General features: G+C 66.4%; 17 protein-coding genes. 2 read left to right on the forward strand and 15 right to left on the reverse strand.

Going from position 1 to position 21,445, the window contains the following annotated elements; all coding sequences use genetic code 11:
- Positions 1-38: 38 nt before the first annotated feature.
- Positions 39-845, forward strand: a complete 807-nt coding sequence (locus ACWEFV_RS11435) for an SDR family oxidoreductase (RefSeq protein WP_450070256.1) — start codon at positions 39-41, stop codon at positions 843-845.
- A gap of 25 nt (positions 846-870) precedes the next feature.
- Here the strand turns inward: ACWEFV_RS11435 and ACWEFV_RS11440 are convergent, their stop codons facing one another.
- The 8 genes from ACWEFV_RS11440 to ACWEFV_RS11475 all read right to left on the reverse strand — a co-directional run bounded on the left by ACWEFV_RS11440 (position 871) and on the right by ACWEFV_RS11475 (position 11,185).
- Positions 871-1,269 carry a hypothetical protein gene (locus ACWEFV_RS11440; RefSeq protein ID WP_135459919.1) on the reverse strand — a complete coding sequence of 133 codons (399 nt, stop codon included), beginning with the start codon at positions 1,267-1,269 and terminating at the stop codon, positions 871-873.
- A 186-nt stretch (positions 1,270-1,455) separates the two neighbouring features.
- Complete coding sequence (locus ACWEFV_RS11445; RefSeq protein ID WP_135453250.1) at positions 1,456-2,694, reverse strand: fatty acid desaturase family protein; 1,239 nt, start codon at positions 2,692-2,694, stop codon at positions 1,456-1,458.
- A gap of 68 nt (positions 2,695-2,762) precedes the next feature.
- Positions 2,763-3,911, reverse strand: a complete 1,149-nt coding sequence (locus ACWEFV_RS11450) for a ferredoxin reductase (protein ID WP_450070257.1) — start codon at positions 3,909-3,911, stop codon at positions 2,763-2,765.
- Between the two features lie 58 nt (positions 3,912-3,969).
- A complete protein-coding gene (locus tag ACWEFV_RS11455) occupies positions 3,970-5,394 on the reverse strand; it encodes an amidohydrolase family protein (RefSeq protein WP_450070258.1) in 1,425 nt (474 codons plus the stop codon).
- Positions 5,395-5,414: 20 nt separating this feature from the next.
- Positions 5,415-5,930, reverse strand: coding sequence for a DUF6912 family protein (locus tag ACWEFV_RS11460; RefSeq protein WP_135453248.1), 516 nt, complete (start codon positions 5,928-5,930; stop codon positions 5,415-5,417).
- 9 nt (positions 5,931-5,939) lie between these two features.
- Positions 5,940-7,730, reverse strand: a complete 1,791-nt coding sequence (locus ACWEFV_RS11465) for a BCCT family transporter (RefSeq protein ID WP_450070259.1) — start codon at positions 7,728-7,730, stop codon at positions 5,940-5,942.
- A gap of 61 nt (positions 7,731-7,791) precedes the next feature.
- On the reverse strand, positions 7,792-9,201 hold the full coding sequence (locus ACWEFV_RS11470) for a WS/DGAT/MGAT family O-acyltransferase (protein ID WP_450070260.1): 1,410 nt from the start codon (positions 9,199-9,201) through the stop codon (positions 7,792-7,794).
- Positions 9,202-9,331: 130 nt separating this feature from the next.
- A complete protein-coding gene (locus ACWEFV_RS11475; RefSeq protein WP_450070261.1) occupies positions 9,332-11,185 on the reverse strand; it encodes an ABC transporter ATP-binding protein/permease in 1,854 nt (617 codons plus the stop codon).
- 165 nt (positions 11,186-11,350) lie between these two features.
- On the opposite strand from ACWEFV_RS11475, the gene ACWEFV_RS11480 reads away from it, so the two are divergent.
- Positions 11,351-11,821 (forward strand): Rv3235 family protein, encoded by a 471-nt coding sequence (locus ACWEFV_RS11480; RefSeq protein ID WP_135453244.1) that lies wholly within the window; start codon positions 11,351-11,353, stop codon positions 11,819-11,821.
- Here the strand turns inward: ACWEFV_RS11480 and secA are convergent.
- The 7 genes from secA to ACWEFV_RS11515 all read right to left on the reverse strand — a co-directional run bounded on the left by secA (position 11,818) and on the right by ACWEFV_RS11515 (position 21,360).
- Positions 11,818-14,673, reverse strand: a complete 2,856-nt coding sequence (secA, locus tag ACWEFV_RS11485) for a preprotein translocase subunit SecA (protein WP_450070262.1) — start codon at positions 14,671-14,673, stop codon at positions 11,818-11,820. The two genes, ACWEFV_RS11480 and secA, sit on opposite strands and share 4 nt — an antisense overlap.
- A 173-nt stretch (positions 14,674-14,846) precedes the next feature.
- Entirely contained in the window at positions 14,847-15,497 is a 651-nt protein-coding gene (hpf, locus tag ACWEFV_RS11490; RefSeq protein WP_167858091.1) for a ribosome hibernation-promoting factor, HPF/YfiA family, read from the reverse strand.
- Between the two features lie 328 nt (positions 15,498-15,825).
- Positions 15,826-16,455, reverse strand: coding sequence for a ComF family protein (locus ACWEFV_RS11495; protein ID WP_450070506.1), 630 nt, complete (start codon positions 16,453-16,455; stop codon positions 15,826-15,828).
- Positions 16,456-16,573: 118 nt separating this feature from the next.
- On the reverse strand, positions 16,574-18,334 hold the full coding sequence (gene lpqB, locus ACWEFV_RS11500) for an MtrAB system accessory lipoprotein LpqB (RefSeq protein ID WP_450070263.1): 1,761 nt from the start codon (positions 18,332-18,334) through the stop codon (positions 16,574-16,576).
- Positions 18,331-19,992 (reverse strand): MtrAB system histidine kinase MtrB, encoded by a 1,662-nt coding sequence (gene mtrB / locus ACWEFV_RS11505; protein ID WP_135453240.1) that lies wholly within the window; start codon positions 19,990-19,992, stop codon positions 18,331-18,333. The genes lpqB and mtrB overlap by 4 nt, the downstream gene beginning before the upstream one ends.
- Positions 19,989-20,675, reverse strand: coding sequence for a two-component system response regulator MtrA (gene mtrA, locus ACWEFV_RS11510; protein WP_019343547.1), 687 nt, complete (start codon positions 20,673-20,675; stop codon positions 19,989-19,991). The genes mtrB and mtrA overlap by 4 nt, the downstream gene beginning before the upstream one ends.
- 52 nt (positions 20,676-20,727) lie before the next feature.
- Entirely contained in the window at positions 20,728-21,360 is a 633-nt protein-coding gene (locus tag ACWEFV_RS11515) for a dTMP kinase (RefSeq protein WP_450070264.1), read from the reverse strand.
- Positions 21,361-21,445 lie beyond the last annotated feature (85 nt).

The following is a 21,445-nucleotide window of genomic DNA, read 5'->3' on the forward strand; positions in this document are numbered from 1 at the left end:
CGCAAATCCACCGCCGCGGCGCACTAGGGTCGCTGATTGTGGCTACTTATGTTCTCACCGGCAGCGCCTCGGGACTTGGCGCTGCGACCAAGAAACGGCTGGAGTCCGACGGACATCGGGTGATCGGCGTCGACCTGCGCGATGCCGACGTGAACGTCGACCTGAGCACCCCGGACGGGCGCGCGGAAGCGATCGCGAAGGTCACCGAGCTGGCCGGCGACGGTATCGACGGTTTCGTCCCGTTCGCCGGGCTGGCCGCCGCAGCCGGCCGTCCGGCGCACCTGCTGATCGCCGTCAACTACTTCGCGGCGGTCGAGCTGCTGGAAGGTCTGCGCCCGCTGCTGGCCAACCGCGAGAACGCTTCGGTGGTACTGATCAGCTCGAATTCGACTACCAGCCAACCAAATTGGCCGGTCGAGATGGCCGAGGCCTGCCTCGCCGGCGACGAGGCGGGCGCCAACACCGTCGCCTCCACCTATGGCGATTTCGCGGCGCTGCAGGCCTACCCGGCCACCAAGGCCGCACTGGCGTACTACGCGCGCACCAAGTCCGCGGAGTACATCGCCGAAGGCATCCGGCTCAACGCGATCGCACCCGGGCTCATCGATACGCCGATGACCCAGGAGGGGCGCAAGGACCCACTGACCGGCGAGGCGATGGAGCAGTTCCTCAAGACCATCCCGGCCGGACGCGGCGGGCGGCCCGAAGAGGTGGCCGCACTGGTGGCGTTCCTCCTCGGCCCCGAGGCGGGTTACTTCGTCGGGTCGGTCATCTTCATCGACGGCGGTACCGATGCCGCGTTCCGCGGGAAAGACTGGCCGAAGGTCTGGGAGCTGAATATGTGACGCGCCCCGGCGAGGTCAAGCCAGCTCAGTGCTTGGTCTTGGCCTCGTCGGCCGCTGCCTGCTGCTGCTGCTGTTCGGCCTGCTGCTTGGCCGCCGCGATGGCGGCGCGTCCCTCCGGGCTGGCGGCCGAGTTGCCCGGCGTCTTCGCCGACGCCACCCCGGCATTGCAGTTGAGGTTTAGCAGCACGGTGTCGGTGACCGGTGCGAAATTGTCACCCTTGTGCCAGGACGCCTTTTCCGAACTGGTGACCACGCAGTCGTCGTCGGATTCCGAATCACCGGAGCGGGTCGCGATGACACCCTTCATGCCGGAACCGGCCAGCGCCGACTGCACGTCAGAGTACTTCTGGCCCGCGTAATCGTCGGCCGCGGCGACACCGGTGGCCAGCGCACCCATGGGGACGACCGAGGCACAGAGCACCATGGCAGCCGCGCCGAGCTTCCTCTTCACGAGCGACAGAGTATGAGCGACGGCTGCGAGGAACCTGGGAGTACGTAGGGCGATTGCTTGGAATATGGCATCCGGTCAGACACGAATGTGGGCTTGCGCTCTCCGATCCCGACGGATCTTCGAACACAAGCCCACATTCGATGAAGAAACTGGATGAAGCTACTTGCGGCGCCAGCCCCGCACCGTCTCGATGGCCGTCTTCAGGCCACGACGGCGTCCGGTGTCGGGATCGGTGACGCCGTAGCCTTCGAGCTCCGTGAACATCCGCTCACTACGAGTTTCCGGGGCGTTGTCGGCCGTGTCCTTCAGGAACCGGTCCGGCAGCGACAGCTTGGCGATGGTGCGCCAGGTCTTGCCGTACTGCACCAGGAACGGTCCCGTGGTGTAAGGCAGGTCGTACTTGTCGCACAGCGCCCGCACCCGGACCGCGATCTCGGCGTACCGATTGCTCGGCAGATCCGGGAACAGGTGATGCTCGATCTGGTAGCTCAGGTTGCCGCTCATGAAGGCCAGCGCCCGACCCGAGTCGAAGTTGGCACTGCCCAGCATCTGCCGTAGGTACCACTGCCCGCGGCTCTCACCGACCATGTCGGTCTTGGTGAATTTCTCTGCGCCATCGGGGAAATGGCCGCAGAAGATCACCGCGTTGGCCCACACGTTGCGGATGACGTTGGCCACCGCATTGGCCTTCAAGGTGGACTTGAAGGTCGCGCCGGGCGACAGCGACGTCAGCGCCGGCCACACCACATAGTCCTTGGCCAGCTGATGGCCGGCCTTGACGCCGAACTCGCGGACCCGGACCAACGTGGCGTTGCGATTGTCGCGGCCCTTGAAGATCTTGCCGAGCTCCAGGTGCTGCAGCCCCACGCCCCACTCGAAGCCGATCGCGAGGAGGGTGTTGAACAGCAGGTTGCCGTAGAGGTTGAACGGCTTCCACCTGGCATCCCGGGTCACGCGGATGACGCCGTAGCCCACGTCATCGTCCATGCCGAGGATGTTCGTGTACTTGTGGTGCATGAAGTTGTGGGTGAACCGCCAGTGCTTGGACGCCCCGCTCATGTCCCACTCCCACGACGAGGAGTGAATCTCGGGATCGTTCATCCAATCCCACTGGCCGTGCATGACGTTGTGGCCGATCTCCATGTTCTCGATGATCTTGGCCACGCCCAGGGTTACGGTGCCCGCCCACCACGCCGAACGCTTGGAGCTCGCCGCGAGCATGACGCGGCCGGCGACGTCGAGCGCACGCTGTGCCGCGATGGTGCGGCGGATATAGCGCGCATCGCGCTCACCGCGGGAGTCTTCGATGTCCTGCCGGATCGCGTCGAGTTCTATGCCCAGGTTCTCGATGTCGGCATCGGTCAGATGCGCGAATGCGGGAACGTCGGTAACTGCCATCGTCAGCCTCCTCTCAATTACCTACGGTAGCGTAACCTACGATTCCGTAGGTTACTAGCCAGTAAAGTCTAGACGTCCAGAACACAGTCGCCGGAAGCAGCCGAAACACACGTCTGGATCCGGGTGCCCGGGTCATGCTCGACACCGGTGCGCAGATCGCGCACATGCCCGTCGACCAGACCCACCACGCACGACTGGCAGATCCCCATCCGGCAGCCGAACGGCATCTGGATACCGACCTGCTCCCCCGCATCCATCAACGGCGTCGCCCCGTCAACGGTGACCTGCTTGCCGGTGCGCTCGAACGTCACCGTGCCCCCGGCGCCATGCGGAGCCGCCCGCGATACCGCGAACCGTTCCAGGTGCAGGCTGTCAGCGATACCGGCCGCCGCCCACACCCGCTCGGCGTCGTTGAGCATGCCTTCCGGCCCGCATGCCCACGCTTGACGCTCACGCCAATCGGGAACCACGTCGCCGATCTGCGCCAGATCAAGCCTGCCCTCGGTCCGCGTACTGCGCAACAGCAGCCGGTAGCCGGGATGCGCATCGTGCAGCGCCGCCAACTCCTGGCCGAACATCACGTCGGATTCCGTTGGCGCGGAATGCACATGCACGATGTCGGTGATCTGGTCGCGGCGCTCCAGGGTGCGCAGCATCGACATCACCGGGGTGATGCCCGAGCCCGCCGTCACGAACAACACCGTTGCCGGCGCCGGATCGGGCAAGACGAAGTTGCCCTGTGGCGCGGCCAACCGCACCACGGTTCCGGGACGCAGGCCGTCGACCAGATGAGTCGACAAGAAGCCTTCGGGCATCGCCTTGACGGTGATCGTGATGGTGCGCGCACCTGCCGCAGGGGATTTCTCCGGCGTCGAGGTGAGCGAATACGACCGCCAGCGCCACCGCCCGTCGATCAGCACACCGATGCCCACAAACTGGCCGGCCTCGTAGTCGAACGAGAATCCCCAACCCGGTTTGATCACCAATGTCGCGGAATCAGCCGTTTCCCGCCGCACCTCGACGACCCGGCCACGCAGCTCCCGCGCCGACCACAACGGGTTGGCCAGCTTGAGGTAATCGTCGGGCAGCAGCGGGGTGGTCACCTGACCGACGATGCGGCGAAGAGCATTCCAGCCGGGACGCCGCGCAGCGCCGGCAATCGTGGGACGGACCGTGTCGGCCACATTGGCCGAGACTTTGATGGAGTTCTTGGCCATGAACCTACGGTACCGTAGGTTACTGCCACGTAGCTAGTCGCACGACTGCTGTTGCAGGTCAGGACACCAAAGTGTTCTTGTACGTTTTCCCGTCCTTCATGATCACCTTGAAGTTGCGTTCCGGATCGGCCACCAGGTCCAGGCGTGCCAACGGGTCGCCGTCGACCAGCAACAGATCCGCCAGTGCACCCTCCTGAACCACGCCCAGCTTGCCGGCGTAGGGGCTGCGCTTGCCCGACATCGCCAGCAGTTCGGCGTTGGTTCCGGTGGCCATCGTCAGCGTCTCGGCGGGCGAGAACCACTTACCGAGACCGGCCAGCAGCGCACCCTGTTTCGGCGCCAGCTGCGGCGAGAACAAGATGTCCGTGCCGAAGGCCGTCTTGAGCTTGTACTTGCGGGCCAACTGGTAGACGTTGTTGACACCGTCGACGATCTCCTTGGCCTTGGCGGCCTCGTCGGAGCCCGGCGGGAACGCACCGATCATCTCGGCCGGGATGGGCTGCGTGCTCAGCCAGATGTTCTTGTCCGCCATCTCCTTTGCCGTCGCCTCATCCATCAGGTGGGCGTGCTCGATGCACGTGACGCCGGCACGGATCGCCTGCTGGATGGTCTGCGGGGTGTAGGCGTGCACTGTCACGTACGTGCCCCAGTTGCCGGCCGCCTCGGTGGCCGCCCGCAGTTCGGGTTCGGTGAAGGTGGTGACGTCGAGCGGGCTGTGCGGCGAGGACACCCCGCCCCCGGCGGTCAGCTTGATCTGCGACGCGCCCTGGAACAACTGCTCACGGGCGCGCATCCGCACCTCGTCGGGACTGTCGGCAACCATGGCGGCGCCGAGTTCCTCCTGGCGCGACAGCGGGCCACCCGGATTGCGCGGAAGGTCGGCGGGCGTACGGAAATCACCGTGGCCGCTGGTCACCGTGATGATCGCGCCGGACGGGTAGATGCGTGGTCCGTCGATGACCCCTTCGTCGATGGCCTGCTTGAGACCGAAGCTCGGGCCGCCGAGATCACGGACCGTGGTGAACCCACGCATCAGAGTGTCGTTGGCCTCGGCGCCGGCCAACAGGTTGAGGTACCCCGGATCCAAGGTCGTCAACTGGGTCACCGGCGGCCTCACGAGCATCGTGTGCCAGTGGTTGTCGATCAGCCCCGGCATCAACGTCCGGCCGCCGCCGTCGATCACCGTGGCCCCCGACTCTTCCGGTAGCGCCTCGGTGGAGATCCGCTCGATCCGGTTGCCCTTGACCCGCACGTTCGACGGCGCGGACAGCCGATCACTGTGGCCGTCAAAGATCTTGACGTTCCGGAAGTCCGTGATGGCCATCCCGGCGGCAGAAGGTGCCGGAGGCGGCGGCGCCGGCGCGGACTCTGCCGGTCGGTCGGGCTCGGAAGATCCGGCCGATGAGGTGTCGCCGTCACCGGCCGAACACGACACACTGGCCAAGATCACCGCCATCGACGCCAACAGCCCGAATGCGCGCATGAAGATCCTTGTCTCGTCGGTCAGAGCAGTTCGAGCAGGAACGGCAATTCTTGCGGGGCGTACCACGCGAGGTCGTGATCCTGGGCGTCTCCCACCGTGAGTTCGGCGTCCTCATCCCCCAGATCCGCATCGTCGATGGCGTCCACGGCGGCCAGCACCGCCGGCTCCGCATCGGCGTTGTCGACGTACACCGCGACGACGGCGTCGATCGGCAACGGCCCGGACAACCGCACGACGGCGTCGTCGAGGTCGGGCCGGATCGTCACCTCCACATCGGCCCCCGTATCGGCCACCACCACGGCACGACGCGGCGGCAGGCCCGAGTCCGGCCGCGAATCCGCACCCGCGAGCAACCGCAGCGAGGCCAGCGCGGCCTCCCGCAACGCCACCTCGGCGAGTTCGTCGTCGTCGCCCTCGGCGTAGGCCTCCCGCAGCGTCGGGGTGACCGCGAAGGCGGTTCCGTTCACGACGAGCAGGTGGCGGTCGGCGACAAGCTGCTGCAAGGCGACCAGAGTCGTCGGGATGTAGACGCGCACACCGCGACCCTAGCCGTCCTCGGCGTCCTTTCGATCCGCGGCGTGCGGGTCCTTCTCCACCGAAATCACGAAGTCGTCGCCATGCTGGGTGACACCGCTGACCACGGCGCTACTCACCGCCTCCACCGCGTACTGACGACGAACCACCAACGGATCCTGGCGAAGGTCGCGCACAAGTGCCACCGCGAGACCGATCATCACCAGCACGAACGGCACCGCGACGACGATGGTGATCGACTGCAGACCGTTGAGGGCATCGGCACCACCTACCAGCAGCATCACCGCGGCGACCGCACCGGTGGCGACACCCCAGAAGATCACCGTCGGGCGGGTCGGTTTGATGGTGCCGCGCTCGGACAGCGAACCCATCACGATCGACGCGGCGTCAGCGCCCGACACGAAGAAGATGGCGACCAGCACCATCACCACGACGCTGGTGACCGTAGCGATCGGATATTCACCGAGCAGGCTGAACAACTGACGCTCCTGGCTGCCCATACCTGCGAGGTCCACACCGTTCTGCTGCTCGAAGATGGCCGCACCGCCGAACACACAGAACCAGACCAGCGACACCACGCTGGGCACCAGCAGCACCCCGGTCACGAATTGCCGGATGGTGCGGCCCCGCGAGATCCGGGCGATGAACATGCCGACGAACGGGGTCCAGGAGATCCACCACGCCCAGTAGAAGATGGTCCAGTCCTGGAGCCAGGCGCTGACCGCGGGGCCCTCGGCCCCGGTACGGGCTGCCATCTGCGGGAGGTCTCCCAGGTAACTGCCGATCGCCGTCGGAATCATGTCCAGCATGAACATCGTGGGACCGACCACGAAGATGAACAGGGCCATCGCCACCGCCAGCACCATGTTGGTGTTGGACAGCCATTGAATCCCGCGCGCGACCCCGGACACCGCCGACAGGACGAACGCGATGGTCAGGACCGTGATGATGATGATCAGGATGGCATTGCCGGTCTCACCGATCCCCGTGACGATGTGCAACCCGCTGCGGATCTGCAGCGCGCCGAGCCCCAGTGAGGCGGCCGACCCGAACAGCGTGGCGAAGATCGCCAGCATGTCGATCACCTTGCCCCACGGCCCGTTGGCACGTTTGCCCAGCAGGGGCTCGAACGCCGCACTGACCAGCTGCAGCCTGCCCTTGCGATACACGCCGTAGGCGATGGTCAGGCCGACGACCGCATAGATCGCCCACGGATGCAGCGTCCAGTGGAACATCGTCGTCGCCATCGCGGTCTGCGCGGCCTCGGGATTGCCGGGTGCGCCGGTGCCCGGCGGCGGGGAGGCGAAATGCGACAGCGGCTCGGAGACTCCGAAGAACATCAGACCGATCCCCATACCGGCGCTGAACATCATTGCCACCCAGGACACCGTGCGGAACTCCGGCTCATCGTCGTCACGGCCCAACGGGATGTTGCCGTAACGGCTCATGGCCAGCCAGATCACAAAGACCACGAACCCCGACGCGGTCAGGACGAAAAGCCAACCGACATCGGCCATCACCCAACTGAGCGCGTTCGACGACGCCGCGGCAAGCGAATCCGTGCTGACGAATCCCCAGACCAGGAAAGCGAGAGCGATGGCGGCGGTGACGCCGAAGACCACCCAGTCCACCCCGGCTCGCCGGGTATAGGCCTTCTGCTCCACCGGAACATCGAGCGCCGGATGGTGCGGCACCACATCGGTGACGCGCGACTTGAGCGTGCCTTGCGTTTTCTTTACTGCGGTTTCGTCGGCTTCTTGCGTGTGCTTGTCGGATCTACTTTTTCGTATCTCAGCTGGCATGATCAATTCATCAGACCGCGAATTCCAGCTCAGGTCAAACACGTCATGCGTTTTGCCAGATTTACTTGGCGGCCTCGAGCAACTCGTCAAGAGATTCACGGAACAGGCTCGGCAGGACGTCGACGTCGCTCATCGCGTCACGGTCGGCGTTGATCCCGAAATACAACATGCCGTCGTACGAGGTGACCCCGATGGCCAGAACCTGATTCTGCAGCAATGGCGGCACGGCATAGGTCTCCAGCAGCTTCGTGCCCGCGACATACATCTGCTTCTGGGCCCCGGGCACGTTGGTGATCAGCAGGTTGAACTGCCGCGCCGAGAACCCCGTCGCCACACGAATACCCATGGCGTGCAACGTCGGCGGCGCGAACCCGGACAGGGTCACGATCGTGCGCGCGTCGACCAGGCTGGCCGCGGTGGAATGCGACTCGGTGGCATGGGCGATCTGAGAGAGCCGCACCACCGGGTTGCCCTCACCGACCGGGAGATCGACCAGGAACGGCGAGACCTCGCTGATCGCCTGCCCCGGCCCCGACGAGTCCAGTTCGGCGTCCGGATACACCGACATCGGCGCCATCGCCCGCACCGTGGTGGTCGGGGTCACCGGCTCCCCGCGCGACAGCAGCCAGTTGCGCAGCGCGCCGGCCACCACGGCCAGGACGACGTCGTTGATGTCGCAGTTGTAGCGGGCCCGCACCAGCCGGTAGTCCTCCAACCGATGCTGATCCACCGAGAACCGGCGGTTGCGCGAGACCGTCGTGTTCAGCGGGCTGTTGGGCGCGGTGCCACGCGCCACCGTGCGAGCCACGTCGGCAACCCGGCGGCCCACCGCGGCCAATTCGGTGGCACTGGTTGCCACCTCGGTCACGGTGTCCCGCAAGGCGGCCAGCTGGCTGGTCGGCCGGGTGACCCACTCCCCGATCGCACCGAGCATCAACTGGCGGTCGCTGGGCTCGCGGGCCGGAATCCAGATGTCCTCGCCGAACTCCGGCGGCTTCTGCGCGCGGTCGGCGATCACGTGCCCGATCTCGAGTGCGGTCATACCGTTGACCAGCGCCTGGTGCGTCTTGGTGTAGATCGCGATGCGGTTCTTGGTCAGCCCTTCGACCAGGTACATCTCCCACAGCGGCCGGGTCCGGTCCAACGGCCGCGAGCCCAGCCGGGCGATCAGGTCATGCAGCTGAGCGTCGCTGCCCGGAGACGGCAGCGCCGAGCGCCGGATGTGGTAGGTGATGTCGAAATCCCGGTCGTCCACCCACACCGGCCGGGCCAGGCCCAACGTCACCTCACGCACCTTCTGCCGGTAGCGCGGAATCTGCGGCAAACGGTGCTCGACGGTCTCCAGCAGGGTCTCGTAACTCAAGCCGGCACGCGGCTTCCGCAGGATCGACAAGGATCCGACGTACATGGGCGTGGCGGTGTTCTCCAAGTGGTAAAACGCTGCGTCGGAAGCCGACAGCCTGCTCACCATGCGGCGCCAACCTCCCCCATCTCGCTCCGCTCGAACCCCGTCACGTTAACCGGCGATTCTGTCCCCGCGCATCACGGGTACTGCCGCCCGTCAATTTCATCCTCCTGGTCACGCCGGCGCCACCCGGAGTTCAGACCGAAATCACCGAAAGCTCCCATCTCCCGTCGCCCTCCAGGCTCAACCGGGACCGGTGATGACGATCGACCGTGGACCGGTGCCCCACACTGACCACCACGCAATCGGGTAACCGTTTCCGCACCAACCCATACATGGCGTCTTCGAGCCCCTCGTCCAACGCCGATGTCGACTCGTCGAGAAACACCACCCGCGGGCGCACCAGCAACACCCGTGCGATCGAGACGCGCTGTTGTTCGCCCAGCGACAGCACCGACGCCCAGTCGGCTTCTTCCTCCAGGCGTTCGGCCAGGTGCCCGAGGGCCACCGCGCACAACGTGTCCCGCAATTCGCTGTCGCTCACATCGGCAATCGGAAGCGGGTACACGACCGCGGCCCGGAGATCGCCCAGCGGCAGATACGGCAGTTGGGGCAGGAACAGCGTCGCCCATCCCGACGGGTACTCCACCAGTCCTGCTGTCCGCGGCCACAACTCGGCCAGACTGCGCAGCAGGGTGGTCTTACCGCACCCGGACGGTCCCTTCACCACCACGCTGTCCCCTGGGTTCAACACCATCGTCAGATCGGTGATCAGCGGACGCCCCTGCAGGTCACCGACCTCCACATCGGTCAGTGCCAGCGATTCCGCCGTCGGACCGACGGCGATCCTGGGCAACTCCCGCGCCCGGCGATCGCTGTCGAGCATCTGGTCGATCCGCATCAGCGCGGCCCGGTACACGGTGAACTCGTCATAGCTGTCCCGGAAGAACGCCATTGCGGCACAGACGTTTCCGAATGCCGCGACGGTCTGCAGCAGACCACCCAGAGTGATCTGACCGGCGAAAAACCGGGGTGCCTGCACGATGTAGGGGATCATGCCGGTCGTCACATCGCCGACGCCGCGGTTCCAACCGTTGAGCCGGAGTTGGGCGAACACGATGCGCCACATGTTGGCGATGATCTCGGCGAACCGGGAGTGCAGCAACCGCCGTTCGCGCTCGGAGCCCCGGTAGAAGGCCACGCGCTCGGCACTGTCCCGCAACCGCACCAACGCGTACCGGAAACTGGCGCTGAACCGTTCGTTGAGGAAGTTCAGCCGCACCAGCGGGCGGCCGATCCAGAACGCGATGACCGTCACCGTGATCGAGAAGATGAATGCCACGAAGACCATCGCCCGCGGAATCACCCAGCCGCCCAACTGCAACGGCCCCGACAGTTGCGACAGCACGCCGGTGAACATGACGATCAGCAGCGACTTGTTGACCGCCCCGACACTCATGTCGACCGACTTGGTGGTGACAGTCTCGACATCGTTCTGGATGCGCTGGTCGGGGTTCTCCACCGGAGGATCCAGGAAGCGGTTGCGGTAGAACGCATCACCGGTCATCCAGTCGTCGACCAGGCGGGTGTTGAGCCAGATGCGCCAATGGATGGAGAAGACCCGGCGCAGAAACAGGTCGACCACCGTGTAGATCACCGTGAGCGCCACCAGAATCCCGCTGATCGCAAACGACGTCATGAACGCCTGGCGCGCAGCATCCAGTTTGTCGGCGTCGTGGGTGGCCAGTGCCTCCGAACCGGCCTGGATCGCATTCATCAGATCCGCGTACTGATAGGTGAAGATCACCACCACCCGGGCCGAATACACGGTGTGCCACAGGATGAACGCCAGCAGCGCCCAGGTGCGCCAACTGCCCCGGCCGCGGAAGAACGGGGCGTTGACCCGCCAGAACTGTCGTCCCCACCGGGTGGACCTCGCGATGAGCAGCGCGACTGCAAGGAACACCACGAAGGTGATCACCCACGCCTGCAACGTCCATATCAGCGAGCGCAGCGGCTCGGCCGGCCAATCGATACTGGGCTCAACCATCTGTCCCCCTGGTCAGTGCCCGAGGTGTGCGTCACCGTCACGTTATCCGGCGAAACCGATGGCCCCATGATCCGTGCTTTCGGCACGCCGAACGCATGCGATCATGGGGAGGTCTGCACCTCTCCAGCAGATGTCGTCCATGATGCCGACCGCTGGAGGTTGCCTGTGCCCATCCCGAAACTCACCGCGCTGACCGCCCCGGTGATCGACTGCGAGCCGCCCGCGCTGCCGCTGGGAGCCGCACCGGCTTGCACGGCGCCGACCGTGCTGCACGGGCCTACCCCGCGCCGGTTGCGGCTGGCCATTCCCGAGCCGGAACGGCGACTGCAGCCCGGCGCCGCGCAGTTCACCGACATGGCACTGCGCCGGGTCCTCGAAGTCCTCGATCGGCGCAGGCCGCCGGCTCAGCTGAGGTCGTTGATGAGCCAACTCGTGCTCGACGCAGTCATCGCCGCCGCCAAGTCCCGCCACCCGACCACAGCGAGCCTGCGCCGGGTGGGGCTGCGCCCGGCAGCCTCATCAGAGGCCGCCGAGCTGTTCGCCACCTACACCCGCGGGGCGCGGGTGCGCGCCATCGCCGGCCGTATCGAATTACGCAGTGGCCGTTGGCAACTCACTGCGCTGCAGTTGGGTTAGCTCTTGCGGTGCGACTTCGCCGGCCGGCCGGTCTTGGCCTGCTTGCGGGCCGCTTCACGACGCTCACGCCGGGTGCCACCACCGGTCGGCGCGGAATGCCGTCCGCCGCCCGAGCGCTGCACCTCCGCGGTGCCGTCCTCGGACGGTCCGGTGTAGGTCAGCGGCGGTGCTTCGGTCTCGATCCCCTTCGCACGCAACGCCGGCGCGGGGCGCTCCTTGGTGGCCACCGCACCCGACTCCGGATCAGCGGCCGTGGTCTCCCCGGCCTTCGCCGCGGCGGCCGCAGCGAACTCGGCCAGCCCGCTGGGCGCAGCCACGGGTGCGACTTGAGCGCTGGGGGGAGCCGGCGCGGCCTCGACCTGAACGTTGAACAGGAATCCGACGGACTCCTCCTTGAGCGCGTCGAGCATGCCGACGAACATGTCGTAGCCCTCGCGCTGGTACTCGACCAGCGGGTCGCGCTGGGCCATCGCCCGCAGGCCGATGCCCTCCTTGAGGTAGTCCATCTCGTAGAGGTGTTCGCGCCACTTGCGGTCGATCACGTTCAGCAGGACGTTGCGCTCCAACTGACGCATGGCGCCCTCGCCGGCCAGCTCTTCGAGCTGCTTCTCGCGCTCGGCGTAGGCGCGGTCGGCGTCGGCGATCAACGCCTCGAGCAGCTCCTCGCGGGTCAGCTCACCGGGCTCACCGACCGCGTCGGAGTCGACCAGATCGTGGTGGTCGATGCCGACCGGGTACAGCGTCTTCAGCGCGTCCCACAGCTTGGCCAGATCCCAGTCCTCGGCGTAGCCCTCGGCGGTGGCACCGTCGACGTAGGCGGTGATCACGTCGACGAGCATGTCGTGGGCCTGCTGCTGGAGGTTCTCGCCCTCCAGCAGCATCCGCCGTTCCTTGTAGATGACCTTGCGCTGCTGGTTCATCACCTCGTCGTACTTGAGGACGTTCTTGCGGACCTCGAAGTTCTGCTGCTCGACCTGCGTCTGGGCACTCTTGATGGCGCGGGTCACCATCTTGGCCTCGATCGGCACATCGTCGGGCAGGTTCAGCCTGGTCAGCAACGACTCCAGCGTTGCGCCATTGAACCGTCGCATCAACTCGTCGCCCAGCGACAGGTAGAACCGGGACTCGCCCGGGTCGCCCTGGCGGCCCGAGCGGCCGCGCAGCTGGTTGTCGATACGCCGGGACTCGTGGCGCTCGGTGCCCAGCACGTACAGCCCACCGGCGTCGGTGACCTTCTCGGCCTCCTTGCCGGCCTCTTCCTTGATGGCCGTCAGGGTGTCGTCCCAGGCGGCCTCGTACTCCTCCGGGGTCTCCACCGGGTCCAGGCCCTTTTCGCGCAGCCGCTTGTCGGCCAGGAAGTCGGCGTTGCCGCCGAGCACGATGTCGGTACCGCGACCGGCCATGTTGGTGGCGACGGTGATGGCGCCGAGCCGGCCGGCCTCGGCGATGATGTTGGCCTCTTGCTCGTGGTACTTCGCGTTCAGGACGTTGTGCGGAATCTTGCGCTTGGTGAATTGCCGCGACAGGTACTCGGAGCGCTCGACGCTGGTGGTACCGATCAGCACCGGCTGACCCTTTTCGTAGCGCTCGGACACGTCGTCGACGACGGCGATGTACTTGGCTTCCTCGGTCTTGTAGATCAGGTCGCCCTGATCCTGACGGACCATCGGCCTGTTGGTCGGGATCGGCACCACACCCAGCTTGTAGATCTCGTGCAGCTCGGCGGCCTCGGTCTCGGCCGTGCCGGTCATGCCGGACAGCTTGTCGTAGAGGCGGAAGTAGTTCTGCAGCGTGATGGTGGCCAGTGTCTGGTTCTCGGCCTTGATCTCGACGTGCTCCTTGGCCTCGATCGCCTGGTGCATGCCCTCGTTGTAGCGGCGTCCCAGCAGCACACGGCCGGTGAACTCGTCGACGATGAGCACCTCGCCGTCGCGGACGATGTAATCCTTGTCGCGCTGGAACAGCTCCTTGGCCTTGATGGCGTTGTTCAAGTAGCTGACCAGCGGCGAGTTGGCGGCCTCGTAGAGGTTCTCGATGCCCAGCTGGTCCTCGACGAACTCCACACCCAGCTCGTGCACACCGATGGTGCGCTTGCGGATGTCGACCTCGTAGTGGGTGTCCTTCTCCATCAACGGGGCCAGCCGGGCGAACTCGCTGTACCAGTTGGAGGCGCCGTCGGCGGGGCCCGAGATGATCAGCGGGGTACGTGCCTCGTCGATGAGGATCGAGTCGACCTCGTCCACGATCGCGAAGTTGTGGCCACGCTGGACCATGTCGTCGGTCGAGTGCGCCATGTTGTCGCGCAGGTAGTCGAAGCCGAACTCGTTATTGGTGCCGTAGGTGATGTCGGCGGCATAGGCCGTCCGGCGTTCCTCCGGGGTCAGGCCCGAGAGGATGACACCCACGTCGAGACCCAGGAACCGGTGCACGCGACCCATCCACTCGCTGTCGCGTTTGGCCAGGTAGTCGTTGACCGTGACGACGTGCACGCCTTCGCCGCCCAGCGCGTTGAGGTAGGCGGGCAGCACCGCGGTCAGGGTCTTGCCCTCACCGGTCTTCATCTCGGCCACGTTGCCGAAGTGCAGGGCCGCGCCGCCCATGATCTGGACCTCGAAGTGCTTCTGGCTCAGCACCCGCCAGGCGGCTTCACGGGCCACGGCGAACGCCTCGGGCAGCAGGTCGTCGAGGTCCTCGCCGTCGGCGATCCGCTTCTTGAACTCGTCGGTCTTGGCTCGCAGCTCGGCGTCCGAGAGCTTCTCCATGTCGTCGGACAAGGTGTCGACATAATCGGCCACCTTCTTGAGGCGCTTGACCATGCGGCCTTCACCGAGACGGAGCAACTTCGACAGCACGCTATTTCCCCTGTGGGTTCGATGGATCCCATGGGCGGGATCGCTCGGGCTTAGTTGGCCTCCATCGTAGGTGACCGGTCGAAGTCGCTGGTTCTGCTGGCGCGAAGAAACAAAATCGCACCCCGGATTGCTCCGAGGTGCGATTTCGTTTCTTCGTGTCTACCCGAGACGCACTACGCCAGGCGGATCAGCCCGTAGTCGTAGGCATGGCGGCGATAGACCACCGACGGCCGGTCGCTCTCCTTGTCGTGGAACAGGAAGAAATCGTGGCCTACCAGCTCCATTTCATAGAGGGCGTCGTCGACCGTCATCGGCCTCGCCGGGTGTTCCTTGGTCCGCACGATCCGGCCAGGCTCGTGGTCGTCGAGGCCATCCGCCAATCCGGCGTCGGCCGTCGACGTCGGTTGGGCTTCGAACACCGCCTCGTGCGCGGTCGCTTCGGCAAGCGAGACCGGGGTCTTGTCGCCGTAGTGGATCTTGCGCCGGTCCTTGCTGCGGCGCAGTCTGCTCTCGAGTTTGCCGGCCGCTGACTCCAAAGCGGCATAGAAGCTGTCAGCGCAGGCCTCGCCGCGCACCACCGGGCCACGGCCGCGGGCCGTGATCTCGACGTGCTGGCAGTTCTTGCGCTGACGGCGGTTACGTTCGTGGTCGAGCTCGACGTCGAACAGGTAGATGGTGCGGTCAAACCGCTCCAGGCGCGACAACTTCTCCGAGACGTAGATACGGAAATGGTCTGGAACTTCGACGTTTCGACCCTTGACCACAACTTCTGCGTTCGGCTCCGGGGTGGTGTCGCCGACCTGCTCGTCGGGGTCGACCACCATGGTGGCGCTTGTTTCCGGGGAATGGGTTGACATACTCGGCAACTCGTTTCTCTCAGTTGTCACACGCTCACGCGTGCCCTACTTCTCAACGAATCGTGATCGTGCCGACGGGCCGGAAAATTTGCTCCACCCATCGGCGAAAGGTGTCGGGTACTCACCTCCTACCGTTCAGCGGTGAAGTGGCGCTGCGTTACGGGAGCGCCGCCGTGAGTCATTCACGGGTGGTTGCTGCCGACGGTAGTCCGTGTTCACCCACTCGTGCCACCAATTTCAAATACGTGTTTTCAGTTCTTCATGTGGGTTTGATCGCAGCGAAATGACGCGTGCGTCAGGCATGCGAAATCGCCAGCACAGCGGACACCTGAGCCCCGGCGCGCGTGAGCATCCGCACCGATTCGGCGGCCGTCGCCCCGGTGGTGACGATGTCGTCGACCAACACCACCTCACCTGCAACCGGTCGGACCAGACGCACCCGGCCGGCGATGTTGCGCTGACGTGCGGCGCTCGACAGGCCCACCGAATCACGCACCCACGGCCGCAGGCGCAGCGCCGGTACGACGCGCACACCTGGCAGACCGGACGCCGCCGACGTCGCGATCCGGCCGACCGGATCACCTCCGCGGCGACGCGCTGCCGCACGCCGGGTGGGCGCGGGTACGACGGTCACCGGAGTGCGGACGATGCCCCAGGTCAGCAGGTGCTGAAGGCCGGTACTCAGCGTGCCGGCCAGCGGGGTGATCAGGTCGGTACGGCCGTGCTCCTTGACCGCCACGATGGCGCGCCTGCGGACACCGGCGTGGCGTCCCAGCGCGAAGACCGGGACTCCCGGATCGGTCCGCGGAGTCAACAGGTGCGGCTCGTCGTCAGCGACGCCGAGTTGTGCGGCACACGACGCACACCACCGGGTCGACGGCGCCCCGCAGCCGCCACACTCCAGCGGCAGGATGAGGTCGAGCATGCCGGCAGTCTGCGCGCCGGCACCGACATCGCCGGTTTCCACTTCGCCGCTTTCCACACCTGGGTCATGGATCCCGGCGGGTGCACAGCCCGGGTGCAGAAACCGGCGCGGCAGCGGCTCAGCCGGGCAGCACCGGCAGCGAGCCGGGAACCATCAGCGGGCGCACCTCGACCCAGCCGGGGTTGCCCTCACTGGCCGACGCGGAAAGCTGCATCACGCCGCGTTGGTCGGCGACGTACACCGTCGACGGATTGGCGGCCACCGTGGACACCGGGGCCACCAGGTTGCTGCTGGGCCCGTCCGAGTTCACCCCGTCGAGGTTCACATACGAGACGGGGTGGGTCGGGTCGGTCCGGCTTACCACGATGTCGTCGCCGGTACGCCAGGACAGCGACACCACGCTGTTGCCCAGACCGAAGCCGAGGCGCCGCGGATAGGTGAGCAGGAACTGTCCCTCGGGCGTTCGCTCGATCCCGGCCAGGATCACCTGTCCACCTATCACCATCGCCGCGCGGGTGCCGTCGCGAGAGAGCTGCAATTCGGTGATCGGACCCGGATAGCGGGTGGATACCGCGGCCACATCGACCGGAATGCGCGCCGGCACACCGGATGCGTCACGGATGGCACGCACCACGTTGGCATTGTCGACCACCACCCACACGGCCTGGTCGAGCGACCAGCTGGGCCGGGTCAGGGTGCGGCCTTCGATGGCCATGGCGGTGGGCCCGCCCAGCGGCCCCATCCACAGCGAGGCGGCGGTGGCCTCCGGCGCATCCGGCAGCACCACGACCGAGGCAGCGTCCTGACCGTTGCGCGACACCGAGGCCGACATCTGATTTGGCGCCGAGCCGAACGCCCCGGGAACCCGGCTGGTGCTCTGCCCGTCCAGCGCCACCAGTGAGCCGCCCACCAGCGCATGCAGGCCGGCGGCGGCACCGGGCACCGCCCCCGGGTCGGCGGCCGCGACGTCGGAGGTCTCCCATCCGTCGGTGAACCGATCGTCCAGCGGTGCACCGTCCGCGTTGATCACATAAGGCCCGCTGATCCCGGCCCGCGACAGGGTCCAGATGACCTGTGCGGCAAGCAGTTGACGACTGTGCGGATCGGTGGTCGAGAGGTTCTGGAGGTCGATCCGGGCACCGCCGTATCCGCGGCCCACCCCGGTCTTGCCACCGTCGGCCCGGGTTACCGGACCGCGCAGCTGCAGTGGCGCTTCGAGCAGGTTGCGCACCGTCCTGGCCATCTCCGGACGTGGCCCGGCCACCAGTTTGGAGATGAGCTCGGTGGCCAACTGGTCGGGATCGGAGACCGCGACATAGCGCGGATCGGGCACGACCGTGGTTCCGGTCGGGTCGACGAAGTAGAGGGTGTTGCGCTTGTACGTCGACTGAAACTGTTGCCAGTCAAGGAAAACGCCGTTGGGCAGCTTGTCGATCCGCCAGCCGCCCGGAGTCTGGACGAGTTCGATCGGACCAGGGTCCGGCAGTGCCCCCTCCCCTGTCTCGAACACTCCCATATCGGACAGGGATCCGAGGATGTCCGCCCGCATATTCACCGAAACCCGGTCCGAGCCACGCGTTTCGACGAACACCACCCGATCGAGCAGCAGCGCGCTGCCGGCGTCGTCCCATGAGCTGGAGGCCGACTCGGTCAGAAACTGCCGGGCTGCCAGATGCCGGTTCGCGGGATCGGCAGTGGCCTTGAGGAATTCACGCAGGAGCACGTCGGGGTCCATCCCCGGCGCCGGTTTGGGCAGATTCGGTGGCGCCGGTCTGTCGACCGTGCCGATGGCCTGCGGGGACGATGAATTCGGAATTCCCGCGCACCCGGACACCAGAACTACCAGACCGACGATCACCACCGTCAGCAGGCGCTTCACACGTTCTCCTCAGCATGTTCCCGGTCCCGGTTGGGACTCTGCCGCGACTTCTGCTGGGGCGCAGCTGGTTTGAGCGGCAGCGGGCTGGCGGTCACCTTGTGGCCACGCACCAGCGGCAGCGTCAGGCGGAAGCAGGCCCCCTTGCCCGGTTCACCCCAGGCCTCCAACCGGCCCTGGTGCAGTCGCGCGTCCTCGATGCTGATGGCGAGGCCGAGCCCGGTTCCACCGGAGCGCCGGACCCGCGACGGATCCGATCGCCAGAAGCGGCTGAACACCAGTTTCTCCTCGCCGGGACGTAGGCCGACGCCGTAGTCGCGGACGGTGACCGCGACGGTGTCCTCGTCGGCCGCCATGCGGATTCGCACCGGTTTGCGTTCGGCGTGGTCGATGGCGTTGGCGATGAGATTGCGCAGGATCCGTTCCACCCGGCGCGGATCCACCTCGGCGATCACCTCGTCACCTGGCATGTTGACGTCGAGTTCGACCTCGGCGTCGGCCGCCAGGTGCCCCACGTTGTCCAGTGCGCTCTGCACCGTGGACCGCAGATCGACCGACTCCACCGACAGCTCGGCCACACCGGCATCGTGCCGGGAGATCTCCAGCAGATCGGCCAGCAGCGTCTCGAAACGGTCCAGTTCGTTGACCATCAGTTCGGTGGACCGGCGCAACGCCGGGTCCAGGTCCTCACTGTGGTCGTGGATCAGGTCGGCCGCCATGCGCACCGTGGTCAGCGGGGTGCGCAGCTCGTGGCTGACGTCAGAGGTGAAGCGGCGCTGCAGGTTACCGAATTCCTCGAGCTGCTGGATCTGGCGCGACAGGCTCTCGGCCATGTCGTTGAACGACACCGCCAACCGGGCCATGTCGTCCTCACCCCGCACCGGCATCCGCTCGGTGAGGTGGCCTTCGGCGAACCGCTCGGCGATCCGCGAAGCCGAACGCACCGGCTGCACGATCTGCCGCGCCACCACCAGGGCGATCGCGGCCAGCAGACCCAACAACACCACACCACCGGTCGCCATGGTGCCGCGCACCAGCGAGATGGTGCTTTCCTCGTTGTTCAGCGGAAAGATCAGGTACAGCTCAAGATTGGGTACCGACGAGGACGCCGGGCTGCCGACGATCAACGCCGGTCCGGAGAACGCATCGGTCTGCACCGTGGCGTACTGGTAACTGACCTGCCCGGCTTTGACGAAGTCCCGCAGCGCCTTCGGCACCTGCTGCACCGGCCCGGCCGCAGCGGCTTCGCGCGGACCGTCGCCGGGAACCATGAGCACCGCGTCGAACGCCCCGGCCATATCCGCGCGGGCATCGGCCTTGCGATCGATCAGGGTGTTCCGGGCCAGCTGCAGGCTGCTGTCGAGCGAGCGGCTCTCCTCACCGCCGACGATGCCGCCGACCGTGATGCGGGCGCGCTCGACCTCCTCGGTGGCGGCCTTGACCTTGACCTCGAGAATCCGGTCGGTGATCTGGCTCGTCAGCACGAATCCGAGAACCAGGATGACCGCGAGCGAGAGCCCCAATGTCAGGGTGACCACCCGCAGCTGCAGCGATCGACGCCACACCATGCTCAGCGCTCTGCCGAGCGTCCCCAATCCGCGCAACAGTGGGCCGGAGCTTCCCCAGCGACCACGGATGCGCCGTCTGGAGCTGAAGATCACGGGGGTCCGGCCTTGTATCCCACTCCTCGAACGGTCAACACCACCTGCGGGTTCTCCGGGTCTTTCTCGACCTTGGCCCGCAACCGCTGGACATGCACGTTCACCAAACGGGTGTCAGCGGGGTGGCGATATCCCCACACCTGTTCGAGCAGCACATCACGAGTAAACACCTGACGCGGTTTGCGTGCCAGCGCCACGAGCAGGTCGAACTCCAGAGGTGTCAGCGAAATCTGCTCACCCTGACGGGTCACCTTGTGGGCCGGCACATCGATCTCGACATCGTTGATCGACAGCAGCTCGGCGGGCTCGTCCTCGTTGCGGCGCAACCGCGCGCGCACGCGGGCGACGAGCTCCTTCGGCTTGAACGGCTTCATCACGTAGTCGTCGGCGCCGGATTCCAGGCCCAGCACCACGTCGACGGTGTCGGTCTTGGCGGTCAGCATGACGATCGGCACGCCGGAGTCGGCACGGAGCACCCGGCACACGTCGATCCCGTTCATGCCGGGCAACATCAGGTCCAGCAGGACCAGATCGGGCCGCAGTTCGCGGACCGCGGTGAGCGCCTGACTGCCATCGCCGATGACCGCGGTGTCGAATCCCTCACCACGCAAGACGATGGTGAGCATCTCGGCCAGCGATGGGTCGTCGTCGACGACAAGGATCCTTTGCCTCATGGTGTCCATGGTGTCACCCAATCGCGATAAAACCGGGGTACCACACGCGGGTTTCTCGGCTTTATCTGCTGCTTAGCCGACCCGCGAGGGCTGCCGGGTCCACATCCGGGCCCGCGGTGGCCCATCGACCGCACCAGTCGGTGGCGGCCAGGGCGGCGTATACCTCGCCGGTGCGCTGCTGCAGTCCACCGTCGCGTTCGTAGGCATCCTTGGCGCGGTCGGCCTCGGTGTTGGCCCGGTGCTCGGCCCGCTGTGCGGCCAGCTCCGTCGGGACGTCGAGCAGTACCTGCCAATCCGGCCTGGGAAGTCTGAGGCGGTCGAACTCGAGCTCGCGCACCCAGGCCACCGCCTCACCGTCGGCCCCCTGGTGCAGCCGGGCCGCACTGTAAGCGGCGTTCGAGGCGACATAGCGGTCCAGGATGACGACGTCGTAGGCGCCCTGCAGGTGTTCGATCTCCTCACGCGCGCCGGCCCGGTCGAGCGCGAACAGGGTGGCCATCGCGTAGATCGAATCGGCCAGGTCCCCGTGCGCCCCGTGCAGCGCCTCGGCGGCCAGGTCAGCGGGCACCGAATGGTGATAGCGCGGAAACGCCAGGCTGCCGACGGAGCGGTGATCGGCCTCGAACGCCGCTCGCAGGCCGTTGGTCAACGTACGTTTACCCGCGCCGTCGACGCCCTCGATCGCTATGAGCACAGTGGCAGCGTAATCGGTGCGGCGGGTCAGGTTTTGCCACGGTTAGGCTGCTGAGGCGGAGGCTGCTGCCGGTCGAATTCGGAAA

The sequence above is a fragment of the Mycobacterium sp. NPDC004974 genome (assembly GCF_053600815.1).

Excerpts from the sequence above, each read along its gene's own strand:
- ACWEFV_RS11440 (WP_135459919.1), bottom strand. The coding sequence starts at position 1,269 with ATGGTGCTCTGTGCCTCGGTCGTCCCCATGGGTGCGCTGGCCACCGGT.
- ACWEFV_RS11445 (WP_135453250.1), bottom strand. The coding sequence starts at position 2,694 with ATGGCAGTTACCGACGTTCCCGCATTCGCGCATCTGACCGATGCCGAC.
- ACWEFV_RS11450 (WP_450070257.1), bottom strand. The coding sequence starts at position 3,911 with ATGGCCAAGAACTCCATCAAAGTCTCGGCCAATGTGGCCGACACGGTC.
- ACWEFV_RS11455 (WP_450070258.1), bottom strand. The coding sequence starts at position 5,394 with ATGCGCGCATTCGGGCTGTTGGCGTCGATGGCGGTGATCTTGGCCAGT.
- ACWEFV_RS11465 (WP_450070259.1), bottom strand. The coding sequence starts at position 7,730 with ATGCCAGCTGAGATACGAAAAAGTAGATCCGACAAGCACACGCAAGAA.
- ACWEFV_RS11470 (WP_450070260.1), bottom strand. The coding sequence starts at position 9,201 with ATGGTGAGCAGGCTGTCGGCTTCCGACGCAGCGTTTTACCACTTGGAG.
- ACWEFV_RS11475 (WP_450070261.1), bottom strand. The coding sequence starts at position 11,185 with ATGGTTGAGCCCAGTATCGATTGGCCGGCCGAGCCGCTGCGCTCGCTG.
- hpf (WP_167858091.1), bottom strand. The coding sequence starts at position 15,497 with ATGGTGGTCGACCCCGACGAGCAGGTCGGCGACACCACCCCGGAGCCG.
- ACWEFV_RS11495 (WP_450070506.1), bottom strand. The coding sequence starts at position 16,455 with ATGCTCGACCTCATCCTGCCGCTGGAGTGTGGCGGCTGCGGGGCGCCG.
- mtrA (WP_019343547.1), bottom strand. The coding sequence starts at position 20,675 with ATGGACACCATGAGGCAAAGGATCCTTGTCGTCGACGACGACCCATCG.